The organism is Micromonospora sp. C51, from assembly GCF_018070435.1.
GTDB lineage: Bacteria > Actinomycetota > Actinomycetes > Mycobacteriales > Micromonosporaceae > Micromonospora > Micromonospora sediminimaris.
The window spans coordinates 149,125-170,407 of record NZ_JAGPXQ010000001.1; the positions used below are offsets into that span (position 1 = coordinate 149,125).

General features: G+C 73.6%; 19 protein-coding genes. 9 read left to right on the forward strand and 10 right to left on the reverse strand.

The window, feature by feature from the left end; genetic code table 11:
* Positions 1-97: 97 nt before the first annotated feature.
* Both KBX50_RS00735 and KBX50_RS00740 read right to left on the reverse strand, forming a co-directional pair.
* Positions 98-1,582: an NAD(P)/FAD-dependent oxidoreductase gene (locus KBX50_RS00735; RefSeq protein WP_210933686.1), complete on the reverse strand. Its 1,485-nt coding sequence runs from the start codon at positions 1,580-1,582 to the stop codon at positions 98-100.
* A 64-nt stretch (positions 1,583-1,646) separates the two neighbouring features.
* A complete protein-coding gene (locus KBX50_RS00740) occupies positions 1,647-2,294 on the reverse strand; it encodes a phosphotransferase (RefSeq protein WP_210933687.1) in 648 nt (215 codons plus the stop codon).
* A 151-nt stretch (positions 2,295-2,445) separates the two neighbouring features.
* On the opposite strand from KBX50_RS00740, the gene KBX50_RS00745 reads away from it, so the two are divergent.
* From KBX50_RS00745 to KBX50_RS00760, 4 genes are read left to right on the forward strand one after another with little or no spacing between them, the layout of a single operon-like run.
* On the forward strand, positions 2,446-3,048 hold the full coding sequence (locus KBX50_RS00745) for an ATP-binding cassette domain-containing protein (RefSeq protein ID WP_210933688.1): 603 nt from the start codon (positions 2,446-2,448) through the stop codon (positions 3,046-3,048).
* Positions 3,045-4,325, forward strand: coding sequence for an ABC transporter substrate-binding protein (locus KBX50_RS00750; RefSeq protein WP_210933690.1), 1,281 nt, complete (start codon positions 3,045-3,047; stop codon positions 4,323-4,325). The genes KBX50_RS00745 and KBX50_RS00750 overlap by 4 nt, the downstream gene beginning before the upstream one ends.
* Entirely contained in the window at positions 4,322-6,085 is a 1,764-nt protein-coding gene (locus tag KBX50_RS00755) for an ABC transporter permease subunit (RefSeq protein ID WP_210933692.1), read from the forward strand. Before KBX50_RS00750 ends, KBX50_RS00755 begins: the two co-directional genes overlap by 4 nt.
* Positions 6,082-8,466: a tetratricopeptide repeat protein gene (locus KBX50_RS00760; protein WP_210933694.1), complete on the forward strand. Its 2,385-nt coding sequence runs from the start codon at positions 6,082-6,084 to the stop codon at positions 8,464-8,466. The genes KBX50_RS00755 and KBX50_RS00760 overlap by 4 nt, the downstream gene beginning before the upstream one ends.
* Positions 8,467-8,475: 9 nt before the next feature.
* Here KBX50_RS00760 and KBX50_RS00765 read toward each other — a convergent pair whose 3' ends face one another.
* Entirely contained in the window at positions 8,476-10,038 is a 1,563-nt protein-coding gene (locus KBX50_RS00765; RefSeq protein ID WP_210933696.1) for a PLP-dependent aminotransferase family protein, read from the reverse strand.
* 58 nt (positions 10,039-10,096) lie between these two features.
* On the opposite strand from KBX50_RS00765, the gene KBX50_RS00770 reads away from it, so the two are divergent.
* Entirely contained in the window at positions 10,097-10,708 is a 612-nt protein-coding gene (locus KBX50_RS00770) for a LysE family translocator (protein WP_210933699.1), read from the forward strand.
* A gap of 18 nt (positions 10,709-10,726) precedes the next feature.
* Positions 10,727-11,419: a B3/4 domain-containing protein gene (locus KBX50_RS00775; RefSeq protein WP_210933702.1), complete on the forward strand. Its 693-nt coding sequence runs from the start codon at positions 10,727-10,729 to the stop codon at positions 11,417-11,419.
* A 108-nt stretch (positions 11,420-11,527) separates the two neighbouring features.
* Here the strand turns inward: KBX50_RS00775 and KBX50_RS00780 are convergent, their stop codons facing one another.
* Complete coding sequence (locus tag KBX50_RS00780; RefSeq protein WP_210933704.1) at positions 11,528-12,130, reverse strand: MBL fold metallo-hydrolase; 603 nt, start codon at positions 12,128-12,130, stop codon at positions 11,528-11,530.
* A gap of 93 nt (positions 12,131-12,223) precedes the next feature.
* Positions 12,224-12,760, reverse strand: a complete 537-nt coding sequence (locus tag KBX50_RS00785; RefSeq protein ID WP_210933706.1) for a MarR family winged helix-turn-helix transcriptional regulator — start codon at positions 12,758-12,760, stop codon at positions 12,224-12,226.
* Between the two features lie 109 nt (positions 12,761-12,869).
* Between KBX50_RS00785 and KBX50_RS00790 the strand changes: the two genes are divergently transcribed.
* Entirely contained in the window at positions 12,870-14,483 is a 1,614-nt protein-coding gene (locus KBX50_RS00790) for an LLM class flavin-dependent oxidoreductase (RefSeq protein WP_210933708.1), read from the forward strand.
* A gap of 13 nt (positions 14,484-14,496) precedes the next feature.
* Positions 14,497-14,919, forward strand: a complete 423-nt coding sequence (locus tag KBX50_RS00795; protein WP_210933710.1) for an archease — start codon at positions 14,497-14,499, stop codon at positions 14,917-14,919.
* A 48-nt stretch (positions 14,920-14,967) separates the two neighbouring features.
* Here KBX50_RS00795 and KBX50_RS00800 read toward each other — a convergent pair whose 3' ends face one another.
* The gene (locus KBX50_RS00800; protein ID WP_210933712.1) at positions 14,968-16,386 is read right to left on the reverse strand and encodes an RtcB family protein; all 1,419 of its coding nucleotides are present in this window, start codon (positions 16,384-16,386) and stop codon (positions 14,968-14,970) included.
* Between the two features lie 205 nt (positions 16,387-16,591).
* Between KBX50_RS00800 and KBX50_RS00805 the strand changes: the two genes are divergently transcribed.
* Positions 16,592-17,143: a DUF1772 domain-containing protein gene (locus KBX50_RS00805; protein WP_307870783.1), complete on the forward strand. Its 552-nt coding sequence runs from the start codon at positions 16,592-16,594 to the stop codon at positions 17,141-17,143.
* On the opposite strand, the gene KBX50_RS00810 is transcribed toward KBX50_RS00805, so the two are convergent.
* The 4 genes from KBX50_RS00810 to KBX50_RS00825 all read right to left on the reverse strand — a co-directional run bounded on the left by KBX50_RS00810 (position 17,109) and on the right by KBX50_RS00825 (position 21,275).
* Positions 17,109-17,978 (reverse strand): carbohydrate ABC transporter permease, encoded by an 870-nt coding sequence (locus KBX50_RS00810; RefSeq protein WP_210934358.1) that lies wholly within the window; start codon positions 17,976-17,978, stop codon positions 17,109-17,111. The two genes, KBX50_RS00805 and KBX50_RS00810, sit on opposite strands and share 35 nt — an antisense overlap.
* A gap of 83 nt (positions 17,979-18,061) precedes the next feature.
* Positions 18,062-19,099, reverse strand: a complete 1,038-nt coding sequence (locus KBX50_RS00815) for an ABC transporter ATP-binding protein (protein WP_210933714.1) — start codon at positions 19,097-19,099, stop codon at positions 18,062-18,064.
* Entirely contained in the window at positions 19,096-20,427 is a 1,332-nt protein-coding gene (locus KBX50_RS00820) for a sugar ABC transporter substrate-binding protein (RefSeq protein ID WP_247672870.1), read from the reverse strand. The genes KBX50_RS00815 and KBX50_RS00820 overlap by 4 nt, the downstream gene beginning before the upstream one ends.
* Positions 20,424-21,275, reverse strand: coding sequence for a carbohydrate ABC transporter permease (locus tag KBX50_RS00825; protein ID WP_210933715.1), 852 nt, complete (start codon positions 21,273-21,275; stop codon positions 20,424-20,426). Before KBX50_RS00825 ends, KBX50_RS00820 begins: the two co-directional genes overlap by 4 nt.
* Positions 21,276-21,283: the final 8 nt, after the last annotated feature.

The following is a 21,283-nucleotide window of genomic DNA, read 5'->3' on the forward strand; positions in this document are numbered from 1 at the left end:
CCACGACGGAACGGCACCGCTTCACCAGCGGCGCCGGCTCGGACGGCAGCAGGCGCGGCGATCCGACCTGGCACACCCGTGGTGTGGTGGGGTGAGCCTACGCATCGACGGCGCTCCGTCGCGGCGCGCCGGCCCGGTCGAACCGGACGTTGGGGTCGGTCAGCCGCCCGTACCGCATGGGCAGCAGGTCACGCAGGTAGTTCTGGTGCAGCCGCCACGGCGCTCGGGTGCCCTGGTGGGGCAGCCTGCCGACGCCGCGCCGCACGTAACCGGAGGTGAGGCCGATCAACGGCGTACGCGGGCCTGGTGGTGGGGCGAGCGGGGTGACGATCTGGGTTCCGGTGCGGTCCAGGTGGCGCAGCAGCCGGCACACGTAGCCGGCCACCAGGTCGGCCTTGAGCGTCCAGGAGGCGTTGGTGTAGCCGATGGTCATGGCGAAGTTCGGCACCCCGGAGAGCATCATGCCCTGGTACGCGACGGTCTCCGGCAGGTCCACCTCCACCCCGTCCACCCGCAGGGTCATCCCGCCGAGGGCGAGCAGGTCCAGCCCGGTGGCGGTGACCACCACGTCGGCGGGCAGTTCCCGACCCGAGGCGAGCCGGATGCCCCGGGCGGTGAAGGTCTCCACCGTGTCGGTGACCACCTCGGCCCGCCCGTCGGAGAGCACGGCGAAGAGGTCACCGTCGGGAACCACGCACAGCCGCTGGTCCCACGGGTCGTAGCGGGGGGTGAAGTGGCGTTCGACGTCGAAGCCGGCGGGCAGCCGACGGGCCGCCTGACGCCGCAGCAGCCGGCGTACCAGCCCGGGGGCGCGCCGGCTGAGCTGGTAGTTGGCCGTGGCGAGCAGGATGTTCTTCCAGCGCACGGTCTGGTGCGCCAGCCGCGCCGGCAGCAGCCGCCGTACGGCGTCGGCGAGCCGGTCGCGGGAGGAGAGCGCCAGCAGGTACGTGGGTGAGCGTTGCAGCATGGTCACCCGGACCGCCTGCCGGGCCAGCGCCGGCACCAGCGTCACGGCGGTGGCGCCGCTGCCGATGACCACCACCCGCTGGCCGGTGAGGTCGAGGGCTGCGGGCCAGTGCTGCGGATGCACGATCCGGCCGGTGAACCGTTCCTGGCCGGTGAAGTGCGGCGTGTGGCCGTCCTCGTACCGGTAGTAGCCGGTGCAGGCGTACAGGAAGGAGCAGGTCAGGACGACGGTCTCGGTGGTGCCCTCGCGGCGTACGTGCACCGTCCAACGGGCCCGGTGGCTGTCCCAGTCGGCCCGCTGGACGCGGTGCCGGAACCGGATGTGTCGGGTGACGTCGTGCTCGTCGGCGGTACGGATCAGGTAGTCGCGGATGGTGTCGCCGTCGGCAAGGCTCTTCGGGGCGGTCCACGGCGCGAACGAGTAGCCGAGGGTGAACATGTCCGAGTCCGAACGCACCCCTGGGTAGCGGAACAGGTCCCAGGTGCCGCCGATCGCGTCGCGCGCCTCGACCAGCGCGTACGTCCGGCCCGGGTGGCGACGCCGCAGGTGGCAGGCGGCTCCGATACCGGAGAGACCGGCGCCGACGATGAGCACGTCGACATGCTCTGGGGTCATCCTCGTCTCCCGCCCGCGCAGTGCTGATCGAGACCCTATCGCCTTCGTCCGGCGGGTTCCCGGTTCACGAGGTGAGCAGGGCCGCCGCGGCGTCGAGGAGCGCGAGCTCGGTCGGGGTCTGGGTGGGGTTGGCCCGCCGGATGGCCAGGGCCTCGGCGACGAGCGGGGCGGCATGATCACGCAGCGCGTACCGGTAGGCACGCTGCATCTCGTCGGCCGCCGCGGCCATCGGCTGGTCCGGGTCGACCGCGACCTGGGCGAGGATCAGCGCCGTCATCGCCACGTCCAGTCCGGGTGGGCCGTGCCGGACGTTGCGCCAGTCCAGCAGCACCGGCCCGGCCGGGTCGAGGATCACGTTGTCCGGATGCAGGTCCAGGTGCAGGATCCGCTCGCCGTCCCGGGCGCCGGTCAGCGGTGCCACGGCGTGCAGTCGACGGTGCAGTCCGGCGAGGATGGCTGCTCCCGGTTCCACCTCGATGGTGCCCGCTACCAGCGCCTGAAGCATCGTCGGTCCGGCCACCCGCTGCATCACCAGGTCCGCGCCGTCGGCGCGGTGCACCCGGGGCACCGGGAATCCGGCGGCGTGCAGGTGGGACATGAATCGGGCCTCGACGGCGACGTCGGTGCCGTCGCGGTAGCGGCGCAGCACCCGGGCCCCGTCGAGGGCGTACACGTCGGCGTCACGGCCGGCGGCGAAGGGGGTCGCTCCCATGGCTGGCACGGTAACCGACAGTGCCCAGGCCACGATGGACGGCGGCCGGAGACACCGAGCGTGGTGTGCCTGTGACAGGCTGGGATGACAACGAGGGTCGCCGGAGGTGATGGTCACGTTACGCACACACGACCTCGTTGCCGTGCCGGACATGTCGCCGCTCGACATCGACGTGGCCGTCGGCGCGACGGTCGCCCTGATCGCCCGGCCCCGGCCGGCCACCGCGGTGGCGCGGGTGGTGGCCGGGCTGGCCGCGCCGGTCACCGGCCGGATCCTGGTCGGCGGCCGGGACGTCACCGACCTGCCGCCGCTGCGCCGCCGCATCGGATACGTGCCGGCCGGCGGCGCTCTGCTGCCCCACCTCACCGTCGGGCGCAACATCTCCTACGGTCAGCGCCGACGTCAGTGGGTACGCGACGTCGCCGAGAGCTGGGCAGCCGCCCTGGTCGACCGGCTCGAACTCGCCCCCACGCTGGGTCTGCGCCCGCACCTGCTGTCCGAGGCGCAACGATTCCGGGTCGCACTCGCCCGGGCCATGGCCTGTCTGCCCGAGGTGCTGGTGATCGACCTGCCGGCCCCGGTCGACGGGGTCTTCCTGCCGGACCTGCTCCAGCGCACGGCCCCACCGGACGCCCCGGGTGTGACGGTGCTGCTCTGCTCGGCCGAGGAGGAGGTGCTGGCCGGCGTGACCGAGCGAGTGCCGGTCGTCGACGACGTGCCGCCCGGTCCGGTCCAGCCGGAGGTGCGGGCATGACCGGGGCCGGGTTGCGTCGCCGTACGCTGCTGGGTGCCGCCGCGGCGGCCACCGGCGCGATGGCCGCTGGCTGTGGGCAGGGACGTCGGTCGGTGCAGGTGGCGGTCGTCTGGGCCGGCGGCGAGTTGGCCCGGTTCCGGGAGGTGGTCGCCGGCTATCCGACGACCGTGCAGGTGGTCAGCGTGGGCAACGACATCGACGCGTTTCTGACCGCGCGCCGCGCCGCCGGCACCAGCCCCGACGTGGCGATCCTGCCCCGACCCGGTCTGGTCGTCGAGTACGCCCGGCGGGGCTGGCTCAGCGAGGTGACCCCGGCGGTCAGCTACACCGCCCCGGCGGGCATGCGCGACCTGCTCAGCGTCGACGGGCGTCGCTACGGCGTCTGGGTCAAGGCGGCGCACAAGTCGCTGTTCTGGCACTTTCCGTCGATGCTGGCCGAGCCGCCCAGGTCCTGGGACGCGCTGGTGAGGTTGACCCGCCGGCTCGGCGAACGGCACCGGGCGGGTGCGGGCCCGGCCCCGTTGGCGATCGGTGCCGCCGACGGCTGGGTGCTCACCGACTGGTTCGAGAACGTGCTCGGCGACGTCGCCGACGTGGACCTGTACGCGGCGTTGGCCCGTGGTGAGGCCGACTGGCGGGGCCTGCCAGTGCGGTACGCGCTGGAGCGGCTCGCCGAACTGTGGGGTGTGGATGGGGCGTTCCCGGGCGGCGGGCGGCGGGCCCTGCTCACCCAGTTCGAGGAGTCGATCATTCAGGTGGTGCACCACCGCGAGGCGACCATGGTGTTCGAGGCCGACTTCGTCGATGCGGTGGTCGGCCGGTTCCGCCTGGGCACGGAGCCGCTGGCCACGTTCCGCTTCCCCGGCGCCCGGGTGGCCGACCAGCCGCTGATCGTCGGTGGCGACGCGGCGGTGGCGTTCGCCGGCTCCGACGGCGGGGCGGAGTTGGTGCGCTGGCTCAGCGACGCGGTGGCCTTCCTGCCCTGGCTCGATGCCGGGGGTTACCTCTCCCCCAACCTCGCCGTGCCGGTGGCCAGCTACCGCGACCCGTTGCGCCGACGCCTCGCCAGCGAGCTGCGGGCCGCCGACACCGTGCAGTTCGACCTCTCCGACCAACTGCCCGGCACCTTCACCGGCACCGACGGGGTGGGGATCTGGCGGATCATGCAGGACTTCTTCATGAACGTGACCGACGGGGTGCCGGCCCGCGAGGCGGTCCGCCGGGCCACCGGGCAACTGGCGGAGGCAGCCCGGGCGGCGGCGGGGGGCGGCAGGTGAGCCGCGGCCCGCTGCTGGGCGAGCTGGCGGTGCTCGACGATGTCGGGCCGCCCCGACGCGGCCGGGCCTATCCGGCGGCCGGCGTCGGCTGGGCGCTGCTGGCACCGGCGGTGCTGCTGCTCGGCGGCCTGCTGGCCTGGCCGGTGCTGCGTACCGTGCACGCCAGCGTCACCACCGACGGCCGCTGGGTGGGCGGCGAACACTACCGGGCCGCCCTCGCCGCCCCCGGCACCGCCGCGGTGATCGGGCGCACCCTGCTGTGGGCGCTGCTGGTACCGACGGTGGTCACCGTCCTGGGCTATCTGCTCGCCGCAGCCTCCCGGCGTTCCCAGGAGGGCTGGCTGGTCCGGCTCATCCTGGTGGTGCCGACCGCGCTGCCGCTGGTGGTCACCGGCGTGACCTTCCGGCTGCTCTACGACCCCGACCCGGAGCGCGGGCTGGCCACCCTGCTGCTGGCCCGGGCGACCGGACGCGACCCGGAGCAACTGCCCCAACTGCTCGGGCCGGACCTGGTCACCGTGGCGGTGATGTCGGCGTTCGTGTGGGCCTGGGTCGGGCTGGCGATGCTGGTGTTCCGGGCCGCTCTCGACGCGGTGCCGACCGGGCTCGTCGACGCGGTCCGGGCCTTCGGCGGCACCCGCCGCGACGTGCTCTGGGACGCGCAGTGGCGACCGCTGCTGCTGCGTACCGTCGCGGTGGTCTTCGCCCTCGTCGCCGTCGGCACCAGCCGCACCTTCGACCTGATCCTGGTGATGACGCCGGGATCGGTGCGCGACGAGGCGGCGGTGCTCTCGCTGCGGATCTGGCAGACCTCCGGTGCGACGACCACCGGCGAGGGCGCCGCCCTGGGTGTCGTCTGGCTGGTGGCGGTGACCGCCGGCATGCTGGTGGTGGCCCTGTTCGTCCGGCAGGCGTGGCCGCCGCCGCAGCAGCCGGCGGGCAGCGCCGCGACCGCGCGGCCACCGCGCCGGCTGGTCCGGCTGCTCGCCGCGGGTGCGGCGATCGCCTGGCTGCTGCCGCTGGGGGTGTTGGCCGCCACGTCGTCGCAGAATCCGGTACGGGCGGCCACCGGTGGCTGGTGGTCCGGCCCGCCGGGTCTGGACTCCTACCGGGCCGTGCTCAGCGGCGCGGAGCTGTGGCGCAGCCTCGGCTTCACGCTTGTGCTCGCCGTCGTGGTCACCGCCGCGGTGCTGGGCGTCGCGCTGCTCGCCGCCTACCCCCTGGCCTGGCTGACCGGGTCGGCCGCCCAGGTCACCGGGCTGGTGCTGATGGCCGCGGTGGTGGTCCCGGTGCAGGTGATCGCCGGCCCGCTCAACGAGGTGCTCGGGCTGGTGCTGTCCTCCGGCACGGCCCGGGGAGTGGCCCTGGTGCACATCGCCCTGGGTGTTCCGTTCGCGGTGCTGGTGTTGCGCAACTCCTTCGCCGACCTGCCCGCCGACCAGGTTCGTGCCGCCCGGCTCGGCGGGCGGCACTGGTGGGGCATGTTGCGGCGGCTGGCCCGGCACAACCGCACCGCGCTGGTGGCGGTGGCGGTCCTGGAGTTCGTGCAGGTGTGGAACGACCTGGTGGTGGGTCTGCTGTTCAGCGGGCCGGACGCCGCCCCGCTCGGGTTGTTCCTCGCCTCGCAGACCCGGGGCTTCGTGGCCGGCAGCGGCACGCTCGCCGCCGGTTGCGTGCTCGCCTCGATCCTGCCGGTGCTGGTGTTCGTGCTGGCTCGCCGGCAGGTGGTCGCCGGGTTGGTCGCCGGGGGTGTGCGGTGACCGGGTCCCCACCACGACAGGCTGGTCGGCGGTCCCGGCTGCTGAGCGTGCTGCTGGCCACCGGCGGGGTGGTCGGCGCCGGAGTCAGCGCGGTGCTTGGCAACGTCACCGGCAACCTGCTCTCCGAGTTGTCGCTTACCGTCCTCGGCTCGGCGAGCCTGGGCCTGGCGGCGCTCGGGGTGGCCGCGTCCTTCCTGGTGGAGTGGCGGCGGCGGCAACGCGAGCAGCTGCTGGCCGGCGAGGAGGTTGAGGCGCAGGCGGGCAGCAGCGCGCCGACGCTGCCCTGGCCGGCCGGGTACACCGGTCGGCAGGGCCAGGCGGAGGCGGTGGTGGCCATGCTCGCCCCGGAACACGCGGTGGCGGTGGTGGGCCGGCGCGCCGTCGGGACGTCCTGGTGCGCGATCCAGGCGGCGAACCTGAGCCGTACGGACTTCCCCGACGGGCAGTACTACCTCGACGTGCGCCGAGGTGGTCGGGCCCGCTCGCCCCGGGAGGTGCTGGCCGCGCTGGCCCGCATCGTCGGCACCCGGGCGCCCCGGTCCGGTCGACCGGACGACCTCGCCGACGCCGCCGACGAGCTGCGCGGCCAGCTGGACGGCCGCAAGGTGCTGCTGGTGCTCGACAACGTGGACTCACCGGCGCAGGTCCGGCCGCTGCTACCGCCGACCGCTCGGGCCTGCCGGCTGCTGCTGGCCGGCACCGGCCGGCTCGCCGCCGTCGACGGGGTGGTGGCGTACTGGCTGGCCGAGCCGGACGTCGACGATGCGGTGGAGATGTTCGCCGACGCCGGAGCCGCCACCGCGGTGGCCCGCCCGCACCGCCCGGACCCGCGTTCCGACCCGGCGGTACGGGCCATCGTCGAGCTGTGCGGACGACAGCCACGCGCGGTGACCGAGCTGGGACGACGCGGCGCGCAACACGGCTGGCGGCCCGCCGACGTGCTGCACGCCCTGCACCGCGCCGCCGATACTCCGCCGCACCAGCGGGTGGGGGTGTCACCGGTGACGGGGTTGGTCACCGCGCGTGACACCGCGTACCACGCGCTCAGTGGCGAGGCTCGCCGGCTGTGGCGGCTGCTGTCGCTGAGCCGGGTACCGCTGGACCGGGCGACCATCGCCGCGCTCGCCGGACGCCGACCGCACCGGGTCGCCACCCTGTTGGACGAGCTGGCCGACGGCGCCTTCGTCGTCGGCGCGCCCGGCGACCGGTACGAGGTTCGTCCGCTGCTCGCCGGGTACGCCCGGATGCATCTGCGGGAGGCCGAGCCGGTGCACCGGCGGGTCACCGTGCAGGCGCGGCTGACGCGGCATCTGGCCCGCCGGGCCGAACAGCAGGTGGCCGCCCTGGCGACCGGGGCGCTCGACCGCGACCAGCGGCTGCCCGACGACGATCCGTACGGCTGGTTCGACCTGCATCAGGAGTTGCTGCTGGCGGTGGTGAAGGTGCCGGCCGGCGCGGTGGAGACCCTGCCGCGTCGGGTGCGGGACTGGTGGTTCCGGCTGGCCGTGGCGCTGTGCGGCTGGCTCGCCCACACCGAACGGCTCGACGAGTGGGAGGACGTCTGCCGGACGGTGCTGGCCAACCCCACCGCCCAGGACCGGCCGGAGATCGCCGGTTGGGCCCACAACGAGCTGGGTGTGCTGCGTCGTCGCCGGCACGACCCGTACGGTGCGGTGGCCGCGCTCAGTCTGGCGGTGGCCGGGCAGGGCCGCCGGGGCACCGCCCAGGCGCGGATGAATCTCGGGCTGGCCCTGCTCGACCTCGGCCGCACCGACGAGGCGGTGGAGCATCTGGAGCTGTCGCGGCGACACCGGGCCAGCGCCGACCGCGCCGGTCGGGCGCTCAGCGACCTCGGGCTGGGGGCGGCGCGGCTGGCGCGGCACGAGCTGGAGACCGCGCACGACCTGCTGGTACGGGCGGCAAACTCGTTCCGGTCGCTCGGCGACGCACGCGGCTACGCGGCGGCGCTGACCAATCTGGTGCTGGTCCACTCGGCGATGGGTGAGCACCTCGACGCGGCGCAGGCGTGGCGGGCCGCGCTGCGCGAGTACGAGTCGCTCGGTGACCCGACCAACCGGGCGGTGGCGCTGCTCAACGCGGGCGTGGCGTTGCTCGGTGTGGCGCCGGGACAGGCCCGTCAGGCGTACGAGTTGCTGGCCGAGAGCTGGCGGCTGCGCGAGGGTGGCCGCCCGGACGCCGGGCTGGGGCGGACGCTGCTGCACCTGGGCGACGCGGCGGCCGCGCTCGGCGACCACGTGGAGGCCCGTGGGCACTGGGCGGACGCGGCGGCGATCTGCGAGGTGGCCGGGGACGACGACGGCCAGCAGGCGGCCGACGCCCGACTGGGCGGTGAGCGCCCGGCCGAGCCCCGCCCGGGGTGAGCGTGGCGGCTACCCGCCGTGCTGCACCGCCGCGACGGTGGCGATGCCCGCGTCGATGGCCGAGGCGGTGTTGGCCGCGTAGCCCAGCACCAGGCCGGGCCGGTAGGGCCGCAGGCAGTGCCAGGACAACGGCTGCACCTTCACCCCACGCGCCAGCGCCGCCGCCGCGAGTTCCGTGTCGACCACGTCGCGGTCCAGGGTGACCGTCAGGTGCAGCCCGGCCGCCGCGCCGTGGACGGTCGCCCCCGGCAGGTGACGGGCCAGGGCGGCGGTCATCGCGTCCCGGCGGCGTACGTGCCGCCGACGCAGCAGCCGCAGTTGCCGTTCGAACGCCCCGCTGGTGATCAGCTCGGCGAGCACGAGTTGGGGCAGCACGGCGTTTCCCAGGTCGGCGTTGCGTTTGGCCGCGACCACCGCGTCCCGGTAGCGGCGGGGCACCAGCAGCCAGCCGATCCGCAACGCCGGAGCGAGCAGCTTCGACACGCTGCCGGCGTAGCACACCCGCTCGGGCAGGGTGGCCCGCAGCGCGGGCACCGGCGGGCGGTCGTAGCGGTGCTCGGCGTCGTAGTCGTCCTCGATGACCAGCCCGCCCGAGCGGGCCCAGCCGGCGAGTTGGCGACGCCGTTCGCCGTCGAGCACCGCGCCGGTCGGGAACTGGTGCGCCGGGGTGAGCATCACCGCCGGCACCCCGCTGGCCGTCAGCTCGTCAACCCGCACACCGGCCGCGTCCACCGGGATCGGCACGGTGGTCAGCCGCCAGTTGTCGAGGTGCTGACGGACGCCGAGTGAGCCCGGGTCCTCCACGCCGACCGTGGTCACGCCGTCGTCGCGCAGCGCCTGGGCCAGCAGGCCGAGCGCCTGGGAGACGCCGGTGGTGATGATGACCTCGGCCGGGTCGACGGTGATGCCCCGGTTGCGGGCCAGCCATCCGGCGACGGCGCGGCGCAGGGCCGGCGTGCCGCACGGGTCGCCGTAGCCGAGGTCGGCGGCGACCAACCGGCCGAGCACCGTCTTCTCGGCCCGCAGCCAGTCCGCGCGGGGAAACGCCGCGAGATCGGGTACGCCGGGTGTGAGGTCGATGTGGGCCGGGATGGCACGTACCGTGTCGAAGACGTCGGTGCCGGGTGCGAGCCGGAACACGGCGGCCGGATCGGCCAACCGGGCCGGCGACGGGTCGCCCGGCGGCTCGGCCGGATCGGCGACCGCGTTCGTGGCGGTGAGGGCGCTGGCCACGACCCGGGTGCCGGCGCGACCCCGGCCGGCGACGTGCCCGTCCTCCATCAGGCGCCGGTACGCCTCGACCACCACGCCCCGCGACACGCCCAGGTCGGCGGCGAGGGTGCGGGTGGCCGGCAGCCGGGAGCCGATGGGGATCACGCCGTCGGCGATCGCCCGGCGCAGCCGGTCCGTGAGCCAGGTTGCCCGGCCGCCGGGTGGTGCCTGCCCGACGTCCAGGTGCAGGAAGTCCGCCCCGGCGTTGAGGGTCGGCTCCGCCGCCGGGCGGGGCGTCCGGCCGGAGTCCGCTCCCACCGTTATGGACCTGTCGGCGGCTACGTCTTTGGCACTGCCCATCGGACCATTGTGCCGGCAGGGTGGTGCTGAACCCATCACCGACCAGGGAGCAGTTCTCGTGACCGTCGCATTCCTGCTGACCACGCTGGTGGTCGTCGTGACTCCGGGCGCCGGGGTGCTGTTCACCCTCTCCGCCGGGCTGACCGGTGGGCGCCGGGCCGCCCTGCTCGCCGCCGTGAGTGGCACGTTGGCCACGTTGCCGCACCTGCTGGCGGCGTTGACCGGGCTCGCCGCGCTGCTGCACTCCAGCGCGCTGGCCTTCGACCTGATCAAGTACCTGGGCGTGGGCTATCTGCTCTGGCTGGCGGTGGCGACCGTACGCGAGCGGGGCGCGTTCACCGTCGACGACACCAGCCCCGCCCCACCGGCCGGCCGGATCATCGGCTCGGCGGTGGCGATGAACCTGCTCAACCCGAAGTTGACGATCTTCTTCGTCGCGTTCCTGCCGCAGTTCGTCCAGCCCGGCAGCCCGGGTGCGCTCGGCCGGATGCTCGGCCTGGGCGCGGTCTTCACGGCGACGACGCTTGTGGTCTTCGTCGGCTACGGGCTCGGCGCCGCCGCGATCCGCCGGCGGGTGCTCGACCGGCCCCGGGTGGCTGACTGGTTGCGCCGGTGCTTCGCCGGGTCGTTCCTGGGGCTCGGGCTGCTGCTGGCCCGCGCCGAGGCGTGAGGGGACGAGGAGCCGGACATGTTCTTTCAGCACTCACCACAGGTGTGGGCGCAGCACCCCTCGCTCGTCGCCGGTGTGCTGTACGCCGAGGGCGTCGCCGGAAAGCCCCGCGCCGATCTGCCACTGGCCGAGCTGCTCGGGACGGCCCGGCGCCGGCTCGACGGGACCACCGAGACGGCGTTCGCGGAGATCCAGGCGTGGCGACGGGGATTCACGCGGATGGGCCTGGCTCCCACACGGTACCGCTGCGCGGCGGAGTCGCTGCTGCGGCGGCTGCGCACCGCCGGCGACCTGCCGAGGGTGAGCCCGCTGGTGGACCTCGGCAACGCCGTCTCGGCCGCGTACGCCGTGCCGGTGGGGATCCTCGACGTCGACCGGTGTGGTGGCGGCATCGAGGTACGCCCGGCCCGGGGCGACGAGCGCTACCTGACCTTCGGTGGGGTCGAGGAGCACCCCGAGCCCGGTGAGGTGATCTTCGCCGATCCGCTCGGCCGGGCACACGCGCGACGGTGGACCAACCGGCAGAGCGGCTGGTCGGCGGTGCGCGACGACACCCGCACCGTCCTGGTGGTGGTGGAGGCGATGCACCAGCAGGCGGACCGCGACGTGCCGGCGGTGCTCGACGCGCTCGCCGCCGGGTTGCGGCACGGCTGGGGTGCCTCGGCACGCACCAGCGTGTTGACCCCGGACGCGCCTCGGTTCGAGGCGTAGGGCCGTTGTCCAGGCCCGGGGCCGAGCCGCAGCGAGTCCAGGCGGCCGGCGCGGGGCGGGGTGGGTCCGGGACGGCCGGCACGGGGCGGCCGTCCCGGGTCCGCACGGTCAGCGGGTCTCGCCCGGTGCGAGGTAGCGGTAGCCGGGCACGGTCTCGCCGAACCAGCCGTTGACGCTGGCCAGGCCACGCTCGTTGAGTTGAGCGTCGTGGATCGGCAGGACCTCGGCCGCACCGACCCCGACCGCGAAGTCGATCGCCTCGGTCAGTTTCAGCCAGGACGCCTGCGCCGGCACCAGCAGGGTCCGCACCGGCCGGTCCGGCGGGGCGAGCGAATCGCCCGGGTGGTAGACCGCGTCGGCCACGAGGTAGCCGAGGTTCGGGCAGTCGGGCTGCCCGCCGTGGATGGTGGCGTGCCGCCCGCCGACCGCGGTGACGTCGAGGCCGGCGGCGGTGAAGCGCTGACCCGGGCGCACCCGGGTCACCGGCAGCGGCGCCAGATCCGGCAGGACGGCACCCTCCGGCGCGAAGACCGGCACACCGAGGCCGGCGAGACGAAGCACGTCGATGTGGTCGGTGTGCTCGTGACTGACAAGTACGGCGTCCGCGCCGGCCAGAGCCCGCGGCTCGCTCCAGGTGCCCGGGTCGATGACGAGCACGGCGCCGTCGTGTTCGAGCCGGACGCAGGAGTGCGTGTACTTCGTGATCCGCATCCCGGGACGGTACGCCGAGCAACCCGCCGCCGGGTGCCGGTGTCCGGGAGCGTGCGTGCTGTCGCCGGCCGACGCGCCCGGTGACGTGCGGCTTCAGCTCCGGGTCGGACGCCGCCGGCCCGCGCGACCGGCTGGCGGTTCCTCCGCCGCCGCCTCGACCACCTGACACAGGTCGGTGAGCGGGTCGACCGCCTGCGCCGCGCAGGCCACTCGTCGCAGCAGGTCACGCAGGGTGCCGGCCTGCTCCGGCGACAAGTCCCGCAACAGGTGCGACTCGACCGCGCCGAGGGACTCGCGGCGGTGCCGAGCGGCCGTCCGCCCGGTCTCGGTGAGGATGACCAGGCGGCTGCGCCGGTCCGCCGGGTCGGGTCGGCGGACCACCAGCCCGGCCTGTTCCAGATCGTCGATCAGGTACGTCAGCACGGTGCGGTCGATGCCCAGTTCCTCGGCGATGGCGCCCTGGTTGCGGGCCGGTTCCCGGTCTACCGAGGTGAGCACCTGGTATCCGCGGGGCCCGCCGGGCAGGTCACCGACGGCGTGGTCGGCGGCGCGGAGGTAGGCACGAAAGACGACACCGAGCATCCAACCGAGGTCGTCGTTGATCGGGTCACTGGCCCGGGCGCCGCTCATCAGCCCACGATAGCGTAAGTCACAGATTTTCTTGGGCAATGATGTTCTGCGCGACATAACATTTCCGTGCGGCGCGGATCCGCGCCGCAGGACCGGAAGGACGGCCGAGATGAGCGACTACGGGCACCCACTGACCTTCGGGTCGTTCCTCACGCCCGGCAACGCCGACCCGACCCGGCCGGTCGGCCTGGCCATGCTCTCCGAGCAGGTCGGGCTCGACCTGGTGACGTTTCAGGATCATCCGTACCAGCCGGCGTTCCTGGACACCTGGACACTGCTCAGCTTCGTCGCGGCTCGCACCGAACGGGTACGCCTGTCCGCCAACGTGACGAACCTGCCGTTGCGCCCGCCCGCCGTGCTCGCCCGGGGCGTGGCCAGCCTCGACCTGCTCAGCGGCGGCCGGATGGAACTCGGCCTCGGCGCCGGCGCGTTCTGGGAGGCCATCGAGGCGATGGGGGGCCGACGCCTCTCCCCCGGCCAGGGGGTACGCGCCCTGGAGGAGGCAATCGAGATCATCCGCCAGATCTGGGACGTCGACGCCCAGGGCGGCGTCCGGGTCCCCGGCGAGTTCCACCGGGCGGTCGGCGCCAAGCGCGGGCCGGCCCCGGCCCACGACGTAGGTATCTGGCTCGGCGCCTACAAGCCGCGCATGCTGGCGTTGACCGGGCGGCGGGCGGACGGCTGGCTGCCCTCGCTGGCCTACCTGCAACCCGGCGATCTGGCCCGGGGCAACGCCATCATCGACGAGGCTGCCGCCGATGCCGGACGCTCCCCTGCCGACGTGCGTCGGCTGCTCAACGTCAACGGACGGTTCGCGTCCACCGGGCGTGGCCCGCTGGACGGTCCGGCCGAGCAGTGGGCCGAGGAACTCGCCGACCTGGCCCTGACCGAGGGGATCAGCACCTTCATCCTGGGCAGCGATGATCCGGACGACCTGCGGCGGTTCGCCGCCGAGGTGGCACCGGCCACCCGGGAACTGGTCGCCGCCGAACGCGCCGACCCCCCGACCGGCGCCCCGGCCGACCAGACCCGCACCACGACCGACCCGGCCGACGCCACCGGCGGCACGCGCCGCGACACCACGTCGGCCGGCCCGACCGGCCGACCGGCCACGGTCGGCGCGGCGCCGTTCGCCGTGGTGCCGACACCCGATGACGGCGTACGCCGCAGCGACGTGCGGATGTGGGACGAAGCGGCCCGACCGGCCGGACCGGCCCCGGATCCGCAGCGCACCTACACGGCGCACGAGCAGGCCGGCGCGCAGCACCTGATCGATGTGCACGACGGTCTGCGTGCCGAGTTGGCCCAGATCCACGACCTGATCGAGCAGGTCGCGGCCGGTCTGATCGACGTGGGTGCGGCCCGCTCGCACATCAACACGATGACCATGCGGCAGAACAAGTGGACGTTGGGCACCTACTGCGAGTCGTACTGCCGGGTGGTCACCACCCACCACACGATCGAGGACCGGTCGCTCTTTCCGCACCTGCGGCGGGCGGACCCACGGCTCGCACCGGTCATCGACCGGCTCGAGGAGGAACACCACGCCATCCACGACGTGCTGGAGGGCGTCGACCGGGCGCTCGTCGCCTTCGTGGCCACCCCGGACGGAATGGCCGACCTGCGCGCCGCGGTGGACCTGCTCAGCGACACGCTGCTGTCCCACCTGTCCTACGAGGAACGCGAACTGGTCGAACCGATCGCCCGGCTCGGCGCGCACTAGGCATCATCGAGCAATGGAGCCAGCTCGGGGACACCGGTGCGTACCGCACACCGCCGACGTGCGGATCGAGGCGTGGGCACCGGACCGGGCCGGTTGTGTGGCCGAGGCGGTCGCCGCGCTGGTCGGGTCGTTCACCGACCCCGGCGGGGCCCGCCCCCGTGCCGAACGGGTGTTCCACGCGCCGGCCGCTGCCGACGGGGACCTGCTGGTGGCCGTCCTCGACGAGGTGATCTTCCGGATGGAGACCACCGACGAGCTGCCGTTGGCGACCGAGGTGATCGACGACGGCGTCGACGGGCTGCTGGTGCGCTGGCGTACCAGCGCCACCGCCGACCTGGAACTCACCGGCGCGGTGCCCAAGGCGGTCTCGCTGCACGAACTGCGCTTCGGTCCGGACGGGAACGGCTGGTCCTGTGCGGTGACCCTGGACGTGTGACGTCACCGGCCCGTCGGCACCGGCCACGAGCCATCGGGCAGGTGGCGCTCAGCCTTTCACCACGCCGAGCGGCACCAACCGGGCCACCTTGCGGCACAGGCCGGCGCCCTCGGCGGCCTCGACCACAGCCGTGATGTCCTTGTACGCCGAAGGCATCTCCTCGGCCAGGCCGCGCCGCGACGCTCCGCGTACCGCGATGTCCTGCGCCTCCAACTGGCCGCGTGGGTCGGTGCCGTGCCCGGCGGAGACGGCCTGCTTGCGACTGCGTACCCGGCCCGCCCCGTGGCAGGTGGAGGCCCAGGCGGGTGAGCCGGCCACCCCGGTCAACACGTACGAGCCGGTGCCCATCGAGCCGGGGATGAGCACCGGCTGGCCGGCGTCGCGCAGGTCCTCGGGCAACTCGGGGTGCCCCGGCGGCAAGGCACGGGTGGCCCCCTTGCGGTGGACGCACAGCCGCCGCGCGGCTCCCGCCACGACATGTTCCTCGATCTTGGCGAGGTTGTGCGAGACGTCGTAGACCAGGTCGAGTCGCCGACCGGTCTGCCGCTGGAAGATCTGCCCCGCCGCGTGGGCGAGCAGCTGCCGGTTGGCCCGCGCGTAGTTGGCCGCCGCGGCCATCGCGCCCAGATAGGCGCGTCCCTCCGCGGAGGCGACCGGCGCGCAGGCGAGTTGCCGGTCCGGTACCCGGATACCGTGCCGGTCCATCACCCGTTCCATGATCCGCACGTGATCGGTGCAGATCTGGTGGCCCAGGCCCCGCGAACCGCAGTGGATCATCACGCAGACCTGGCCGGTACGCAGCCCGAACGCCTCGGCCACCGGCTCGTCGTACACCTGCTCGACGGCCTGTACCTCCAGGAAGTGGTTGCCGGAGCCGAGACTGCCCACCTGGCGTGCGCCGCGCTCGATCGCCCGCTCGCTGACCTGGGTCGGGTCGGCCTCGTCCACCGCGCCGTGGTCCTCGCACCGGTCCAGGTCCCGCTCCACGCCGAAGCCACGCCGCACCGCGTACCGGGAACCGCCGCGCAGCACCGCGTCCAGTTCGTCGCGGCTGGTCAGCTGCCACACCGCCCCGCTGCCCATGCCCCGGGGGGTGGCCGCGCCGAGCCCGTCCATCACCGCGTCCAGGTGCGGGCGTAGTTCGTCGCGACCGAGGTCGGCGGCGAGCAGCCGGACCCCGCACGAGATGTCGAATCCGACACCGCCCGGCGAGACCACTCCACCCGCCTCGACCTCGGTGGCGGCGACCCCGCCGATCGGGAAGCCGTAGCCCCAGTGCAGGTCCGGCATGGCGTACGAGGCGTCGACGATGCCAGGCAGGGTGGCCACGTTGGCGACCTGGCCCAGCGACCGGTCCGCCGCCGGGTCGGGCAGCAGGGACCGGGACGCGAAGACCACCCCGGGCACCCGCATCGGGTCGCGCCGCTCGATCCGGAACCGGTACGGCGACTCCTCGACCACCTCCATCGGGGGCAGCTACCCCGGTTCGCCGCCCCTACACCTGCCGCGGCCGACCATCGCCCTAGGACGTGCCGGACAGCCGCTGCGGTACGTCGACAGGCGACCCTCATTCGCGTCGCCAGACGGCAGATGACCCACCGTCGCCGACCTAGCGTTCGTAGCGCAACGGACCGACCGCGCCCGGACGGGCGCCGAACCGGTAGGAGGACCGGTGTCTCGCAGCAGACTGACCTGGCTCGGCCTGATCGCGCTGACCTGGGCGGCGATGATGTCGTTCGGCGGCGTGGCGGCCGAGACCGTGATGCTCTACCCGAACATCTTCCACGACGCCCCGGCATCGCTGGAGCGCGCCCGCGACTTCCTGAGCGTCAGCGGCCCGAGCGACTACTTCCCGCCGCTGGGCGCCTCGGTGGTGCTGCTCGGCGTCGCCACCACGGTGCTCACCTGGCGAGATCGCCGACTGCGGTGGTGGGTCGCCGCCGCGACCATGGTCTTCGTCGCCTGCGAGTTCCTCTTCTCGGTCGTCTTCTTCTGGCCCCGCAACGAGATCATGTTCGTCGACCCGGTGGGCACCCACTCACCGCAGTACCTGCGCCAGGTGGCGGAGGAGTTCGTCGCCGGGCACCGGGTGCGGCTCGCCGGTGGCGCGGTGACCGCCGCGCTGGCCTTCACCGCTCTGCTGCGCTGGGCCCGTAACACCGCTGGAGAGCAGGGGCCCCGCGCCACGGTCACACCTGGTAGAAGCGACGGTAGCGGCGGATGAGCCGCCACTGCACGAGCACCGCGGCGACGGTCAGCAGCATCATCACCAGAGTCGCCGCCGCCGCGTAGCCGTACCGCAGGTACTCGAATCCGGTCTGGTAGACGAAGAGCGACAGGTAGGTGGTGGCGTACGGCGGGGGGCCGCCGTCGGTCACCACGAATGCCGGCACGAAGGTGAAGTGCAGGCTGGCCACGGCGTCGCGGACGGCCAGCAGGGCGAGCACCGGAGCCAGCAGCGGCAGGGTGATCCGGCGGAAGACGTCCCAGCCGGTGGCGTCCTCGATGGCGGCCATCTCGTACACGTCGCGGGGCAGCGCCCGCCGGGCGGCCAGCAGCACCACGAAGGTCTCCCCCATGGTGAACAGACTCATCAGGATGATCCCGGCGCGGGCGCTTGTCGGGTCGGTCAACCACTGCGGCGGGGTACGACCCAGCACGGTCAGCCCGTTCTCCCCGCCGACCCGCAGCAGTTGGTTGATCGGCCCGTACAGCGGGTTGAACAGCCACAGCCAGAGCAGGCCGTACGCGATCTCCGGTACGGCGGTGGGCAGCAGCGTGGCGGTGCGGGCGGTGCCGACGCCAGCCGCCCGGCGGTGCAGCAGCAGCGCCAGGCCCAGCGCCAGCAGCACCCGCAGCGGTACGGCCACCAGCGCGAAGACCACCGAGTTGAGCAGCGCCACCCGGAAGATCGGGTCATCCAGCAGGGCGGCGAAGTTGTCCAGCCCGGCCCAGGTCGGCGGGCGCAGCAGGTCGTAGTCGGTGACCGACATGCCGAGCGTGACCAGGGCCGGCACCAGCACCAACCCGACCAGCCCGATCAGGTACGGCGTCAGCATCAACGCCAGCTGCCGCCGCGTCCGGGTGTCCGGGCTGCGCACCGGCCGGGCCGCCCGCCGGCCCGGCGCCGCACCGCCGGCGCTCACGGCTGGTACCGGCGGCCGGTGGCGACGTGGAACAGGTGCGTGTCCGCCCACCGTACGTCGAGGCGTACCGTCGCGCCCCGGTCGGGCCGGCGGGCAGCCGGCACCCGGGCGACCACCTGTTGTCCGGCGGCGAGGCGGAGGTACGCGAAGGCGTCCTCGCCGATCACCTCCACCCGGTCGACGGTCGCGGGGGTGCCCTCCGTCGAGTCGAGCGCAACGGCCTCGGGTCGGAACCCGATCTCCAGCAGTTCCTCGTCCTTCAGCGTGGGCGCGTCGCCTCGCGGTCGCAGCGGGCCGTCCGCCGGCAGCAGGTTCATCGCCGGTGAGCCGACGAACCGGGCCACGAAGCTGCTCGCCGGGGTGCGCCAGATCTCGTCCGGGGTGCCCACCTGCTCGACCCGCCCGTCGCGCAGCACCGCGATCCGGTCGGCGAGCACCAGCGCCTCGGTCTGGTCGTGGGTGACGTGCACCATGGTCGCCCCGATCCGGTCGTGCAGGGCCCGCAGCTCGGTCCGCATCTCGGCGCGCAACGCCAGATCCAGGTTGGACAACGGCTCGTCGAGCAGGAACACGTCCGGCTCGCGGACCAGCGCCCGGGCCAGGGCGACCCGTTGACGTTCCCCGCCGGAGAGCTGCCCGGGCCGGCGGTCGAGCAGCCCGGCGCAGCCCACCGTCTCGGCCGCCGCCCGGGCCCGTTCGCGCGCCAGCCGGCGCGGAATGTCGCGTACCTCCAGCCCGAAGGCGATGTTCTCGACCACTGTCAGATGCGGAAACAGGGCGTACGACTGAAAGACCATCGACACGTTGCGTCGGCCGGGTCGCTCCTCGGTGACGTCGCGGCCGGCGATGAGGACCCGACCGGCGGTGACCGGTTCCAGCCCGGCGATCACCCGCAGCACCGTCGACTTGCCGGCGCCGGAGGGGCCGAGCACCACCAACAGCTCACCCCGGGCGACGCTGAGGTCCACCTCGTGCAGCACGGCGGTGTCGCGGTAGGCGGCACTGACCCCGTCGAGGACGAGCCCGTCGGTCACCCGTTCTCTCCCCGCGCGAACATCGGCCGGCTCTTGGCGTCCAGCTCGCGGATCACGTCGTCGAGCTTGTCGCCGCGATGCACGGCGTTCTCCAGGATGCCGTAGCTGAGATCCTCGATCTCGGGCCAGGTGGAGACGGTCGGCAGGGCCCGGACGGTGGGGATGGCGTCAAGGAAGACCTGCGAGTTACGGGGCGGCTGATCCGGGTCCAGGAACGCCGGTGAGCGGGACACCTCCATGTGCGACGGCACGGTGCGCCCGGTCGCGGCGATGATCCGCTGTCCCTCCTCAGACATCGCGTACTCCATGAACCGCCACGCGGCGTCCTTGTTCCGTGACCCGCGGGTCATGCAGTACGCGTCGGAGTGCAGCACCCCCACCGGCTGCCGGTAGACCGGCAGCGGTGCGACGTCCCACTCGAAGCCGGTGATGGTGCGGAAGTTGGTGGTGGCTCGGCGGGAGGTCATCAGCATGGCGAGCCGGCCGTTGAGGAAGCGTGACTCGTCGTCCTCCGCCTCCACCTCGGCGTCGCTGGGCACCACCCCGTACGCCTGCCGCAGGTCGATCAGGTTCCGCAGCGCCTCGCGGGCGGCCGGGCTGTCCAGGGTGAGCCGGGTCGGTCGCTCGGGGTCGTCGACGATCTCGCCGCCGTTGGACCAGACCAGCGGGGCCAGCCGGATGATCGACGGCTCCACGCCGAGCCCGTGCACGGCGGGCAGCCGAGCCGCCCCCTCGGCCTCGGTACCCTTGATCACCAGCCCCCGGTCGTCGCGGGTCATCAGGGTGGCGGTGGTGACCAGGTCGTTCCAGGTCCAGCCGGCCGTCGGCTCGGGCACCCCGTACCTGGTGAACAGGCTGCGGTTGTAGTAAACGGCGAGGCTGGAGACGTTCTGCGGCAGGCACAGCTGGGCGTCGTCCCACTGGAACGCCTCCATCGCCACCGGGTAGTAGTCCGCCGGGTCGAGCACCGACGAGGTGGCGATCCGCTCGTCCAACGGCTCCACCACCCCCTTGGCGGCGAACTGGCCGTAGAAGCGGTAGTTCATCAGGAACAGGTCCGGGGGTGCGCCGCCGGCCACCGAGGTGGCGAGTCGGGCCAGCAGGTCCTTGCGGTCGCTGGCCTCGATCAGCTGGATCCGCTCGCCGGACCGGGCCTGCTGGTACGCCTCGATCAGGGTGCGGTACGCGCCCAGTTCCTCCGGCGCGCCGAACACCAGCAGCTTGACCGGATCACCGGCGGACGACCCGCCGCCGGAGCCGCAGCCGGTGAGGGCGAGCAGGGTGCTCAACGCGAGGGCGGACAGGGATCTGATTCGCACGATGGTCATCCCTCGGATCGGTCGTCATGGTGCAGGAAGCGCCGCTGCGCCAGCGCGAAGACCACAAGCGCGGGCACCGTGGCGATCACCGCCCCCGCCAGGAAGACGGGAAAGTTGGTCGGGTCCAGCAGGGACAGCGACCGCAGCGCCAGCGGCAGGGTGAACAGCTCCCGGTCGTAGATGTAGATCAGCGGGTCGAGAAAGTTCGACCAGGTCAGCACGAAGGTCAGCGCGGTCAGCCCGGCGGTCACCGGGCGCACCAGCGGCAGCGCGACCCGCCACCAGGTCCGCAGCGGTGACAGATCCTCCACCAGGCAGGCGTCGTACAGGTCGGCCGGCAGGGCCCGGAAGGCCAGGTAGTAGACCAGGACGTAGAGCGGCGAGGTGCCCAGCAGCGCCGGCGCGATCAACGGTACGAGAGTGTCGGTCAGCCCGAGCAGCCGAAAGATCGCGAAGCGGGGCACCAGCAGGGCGGTCGCCGGCACCATCAGCGCGACGAGTGAGGCGGCCACCACGACAGCGGTGACGCGTGGCGCGATTCTGGCCAGCGCGAAGCCGGCCAGTGCGGCGACGAGCACGCTCAACGGCACCGCCACCACGGCGACGAGCAGCGAGTTGAGCGAGGCACGCAGCAGGCCGCCGAGGTCGAGGGCGCGCTCGTAGCCGGTGGTGGAGAGTGGTTCGGGCACCAGCTGCGGCGTCGGGGACGGTGGCAGGCCGGGCTCGGTGAGGGAGCCGGAGACCAGCAGCAGCAGGGGCGGAACGAAAACCAACAGGACGAAGGCCGCGCCGAGCGTACGCCACAGCCGGGCGGCCCGTTCGGGCAGCGGTGAGGGGCCGCGAGCGCGACCCCTCACCAATGTTG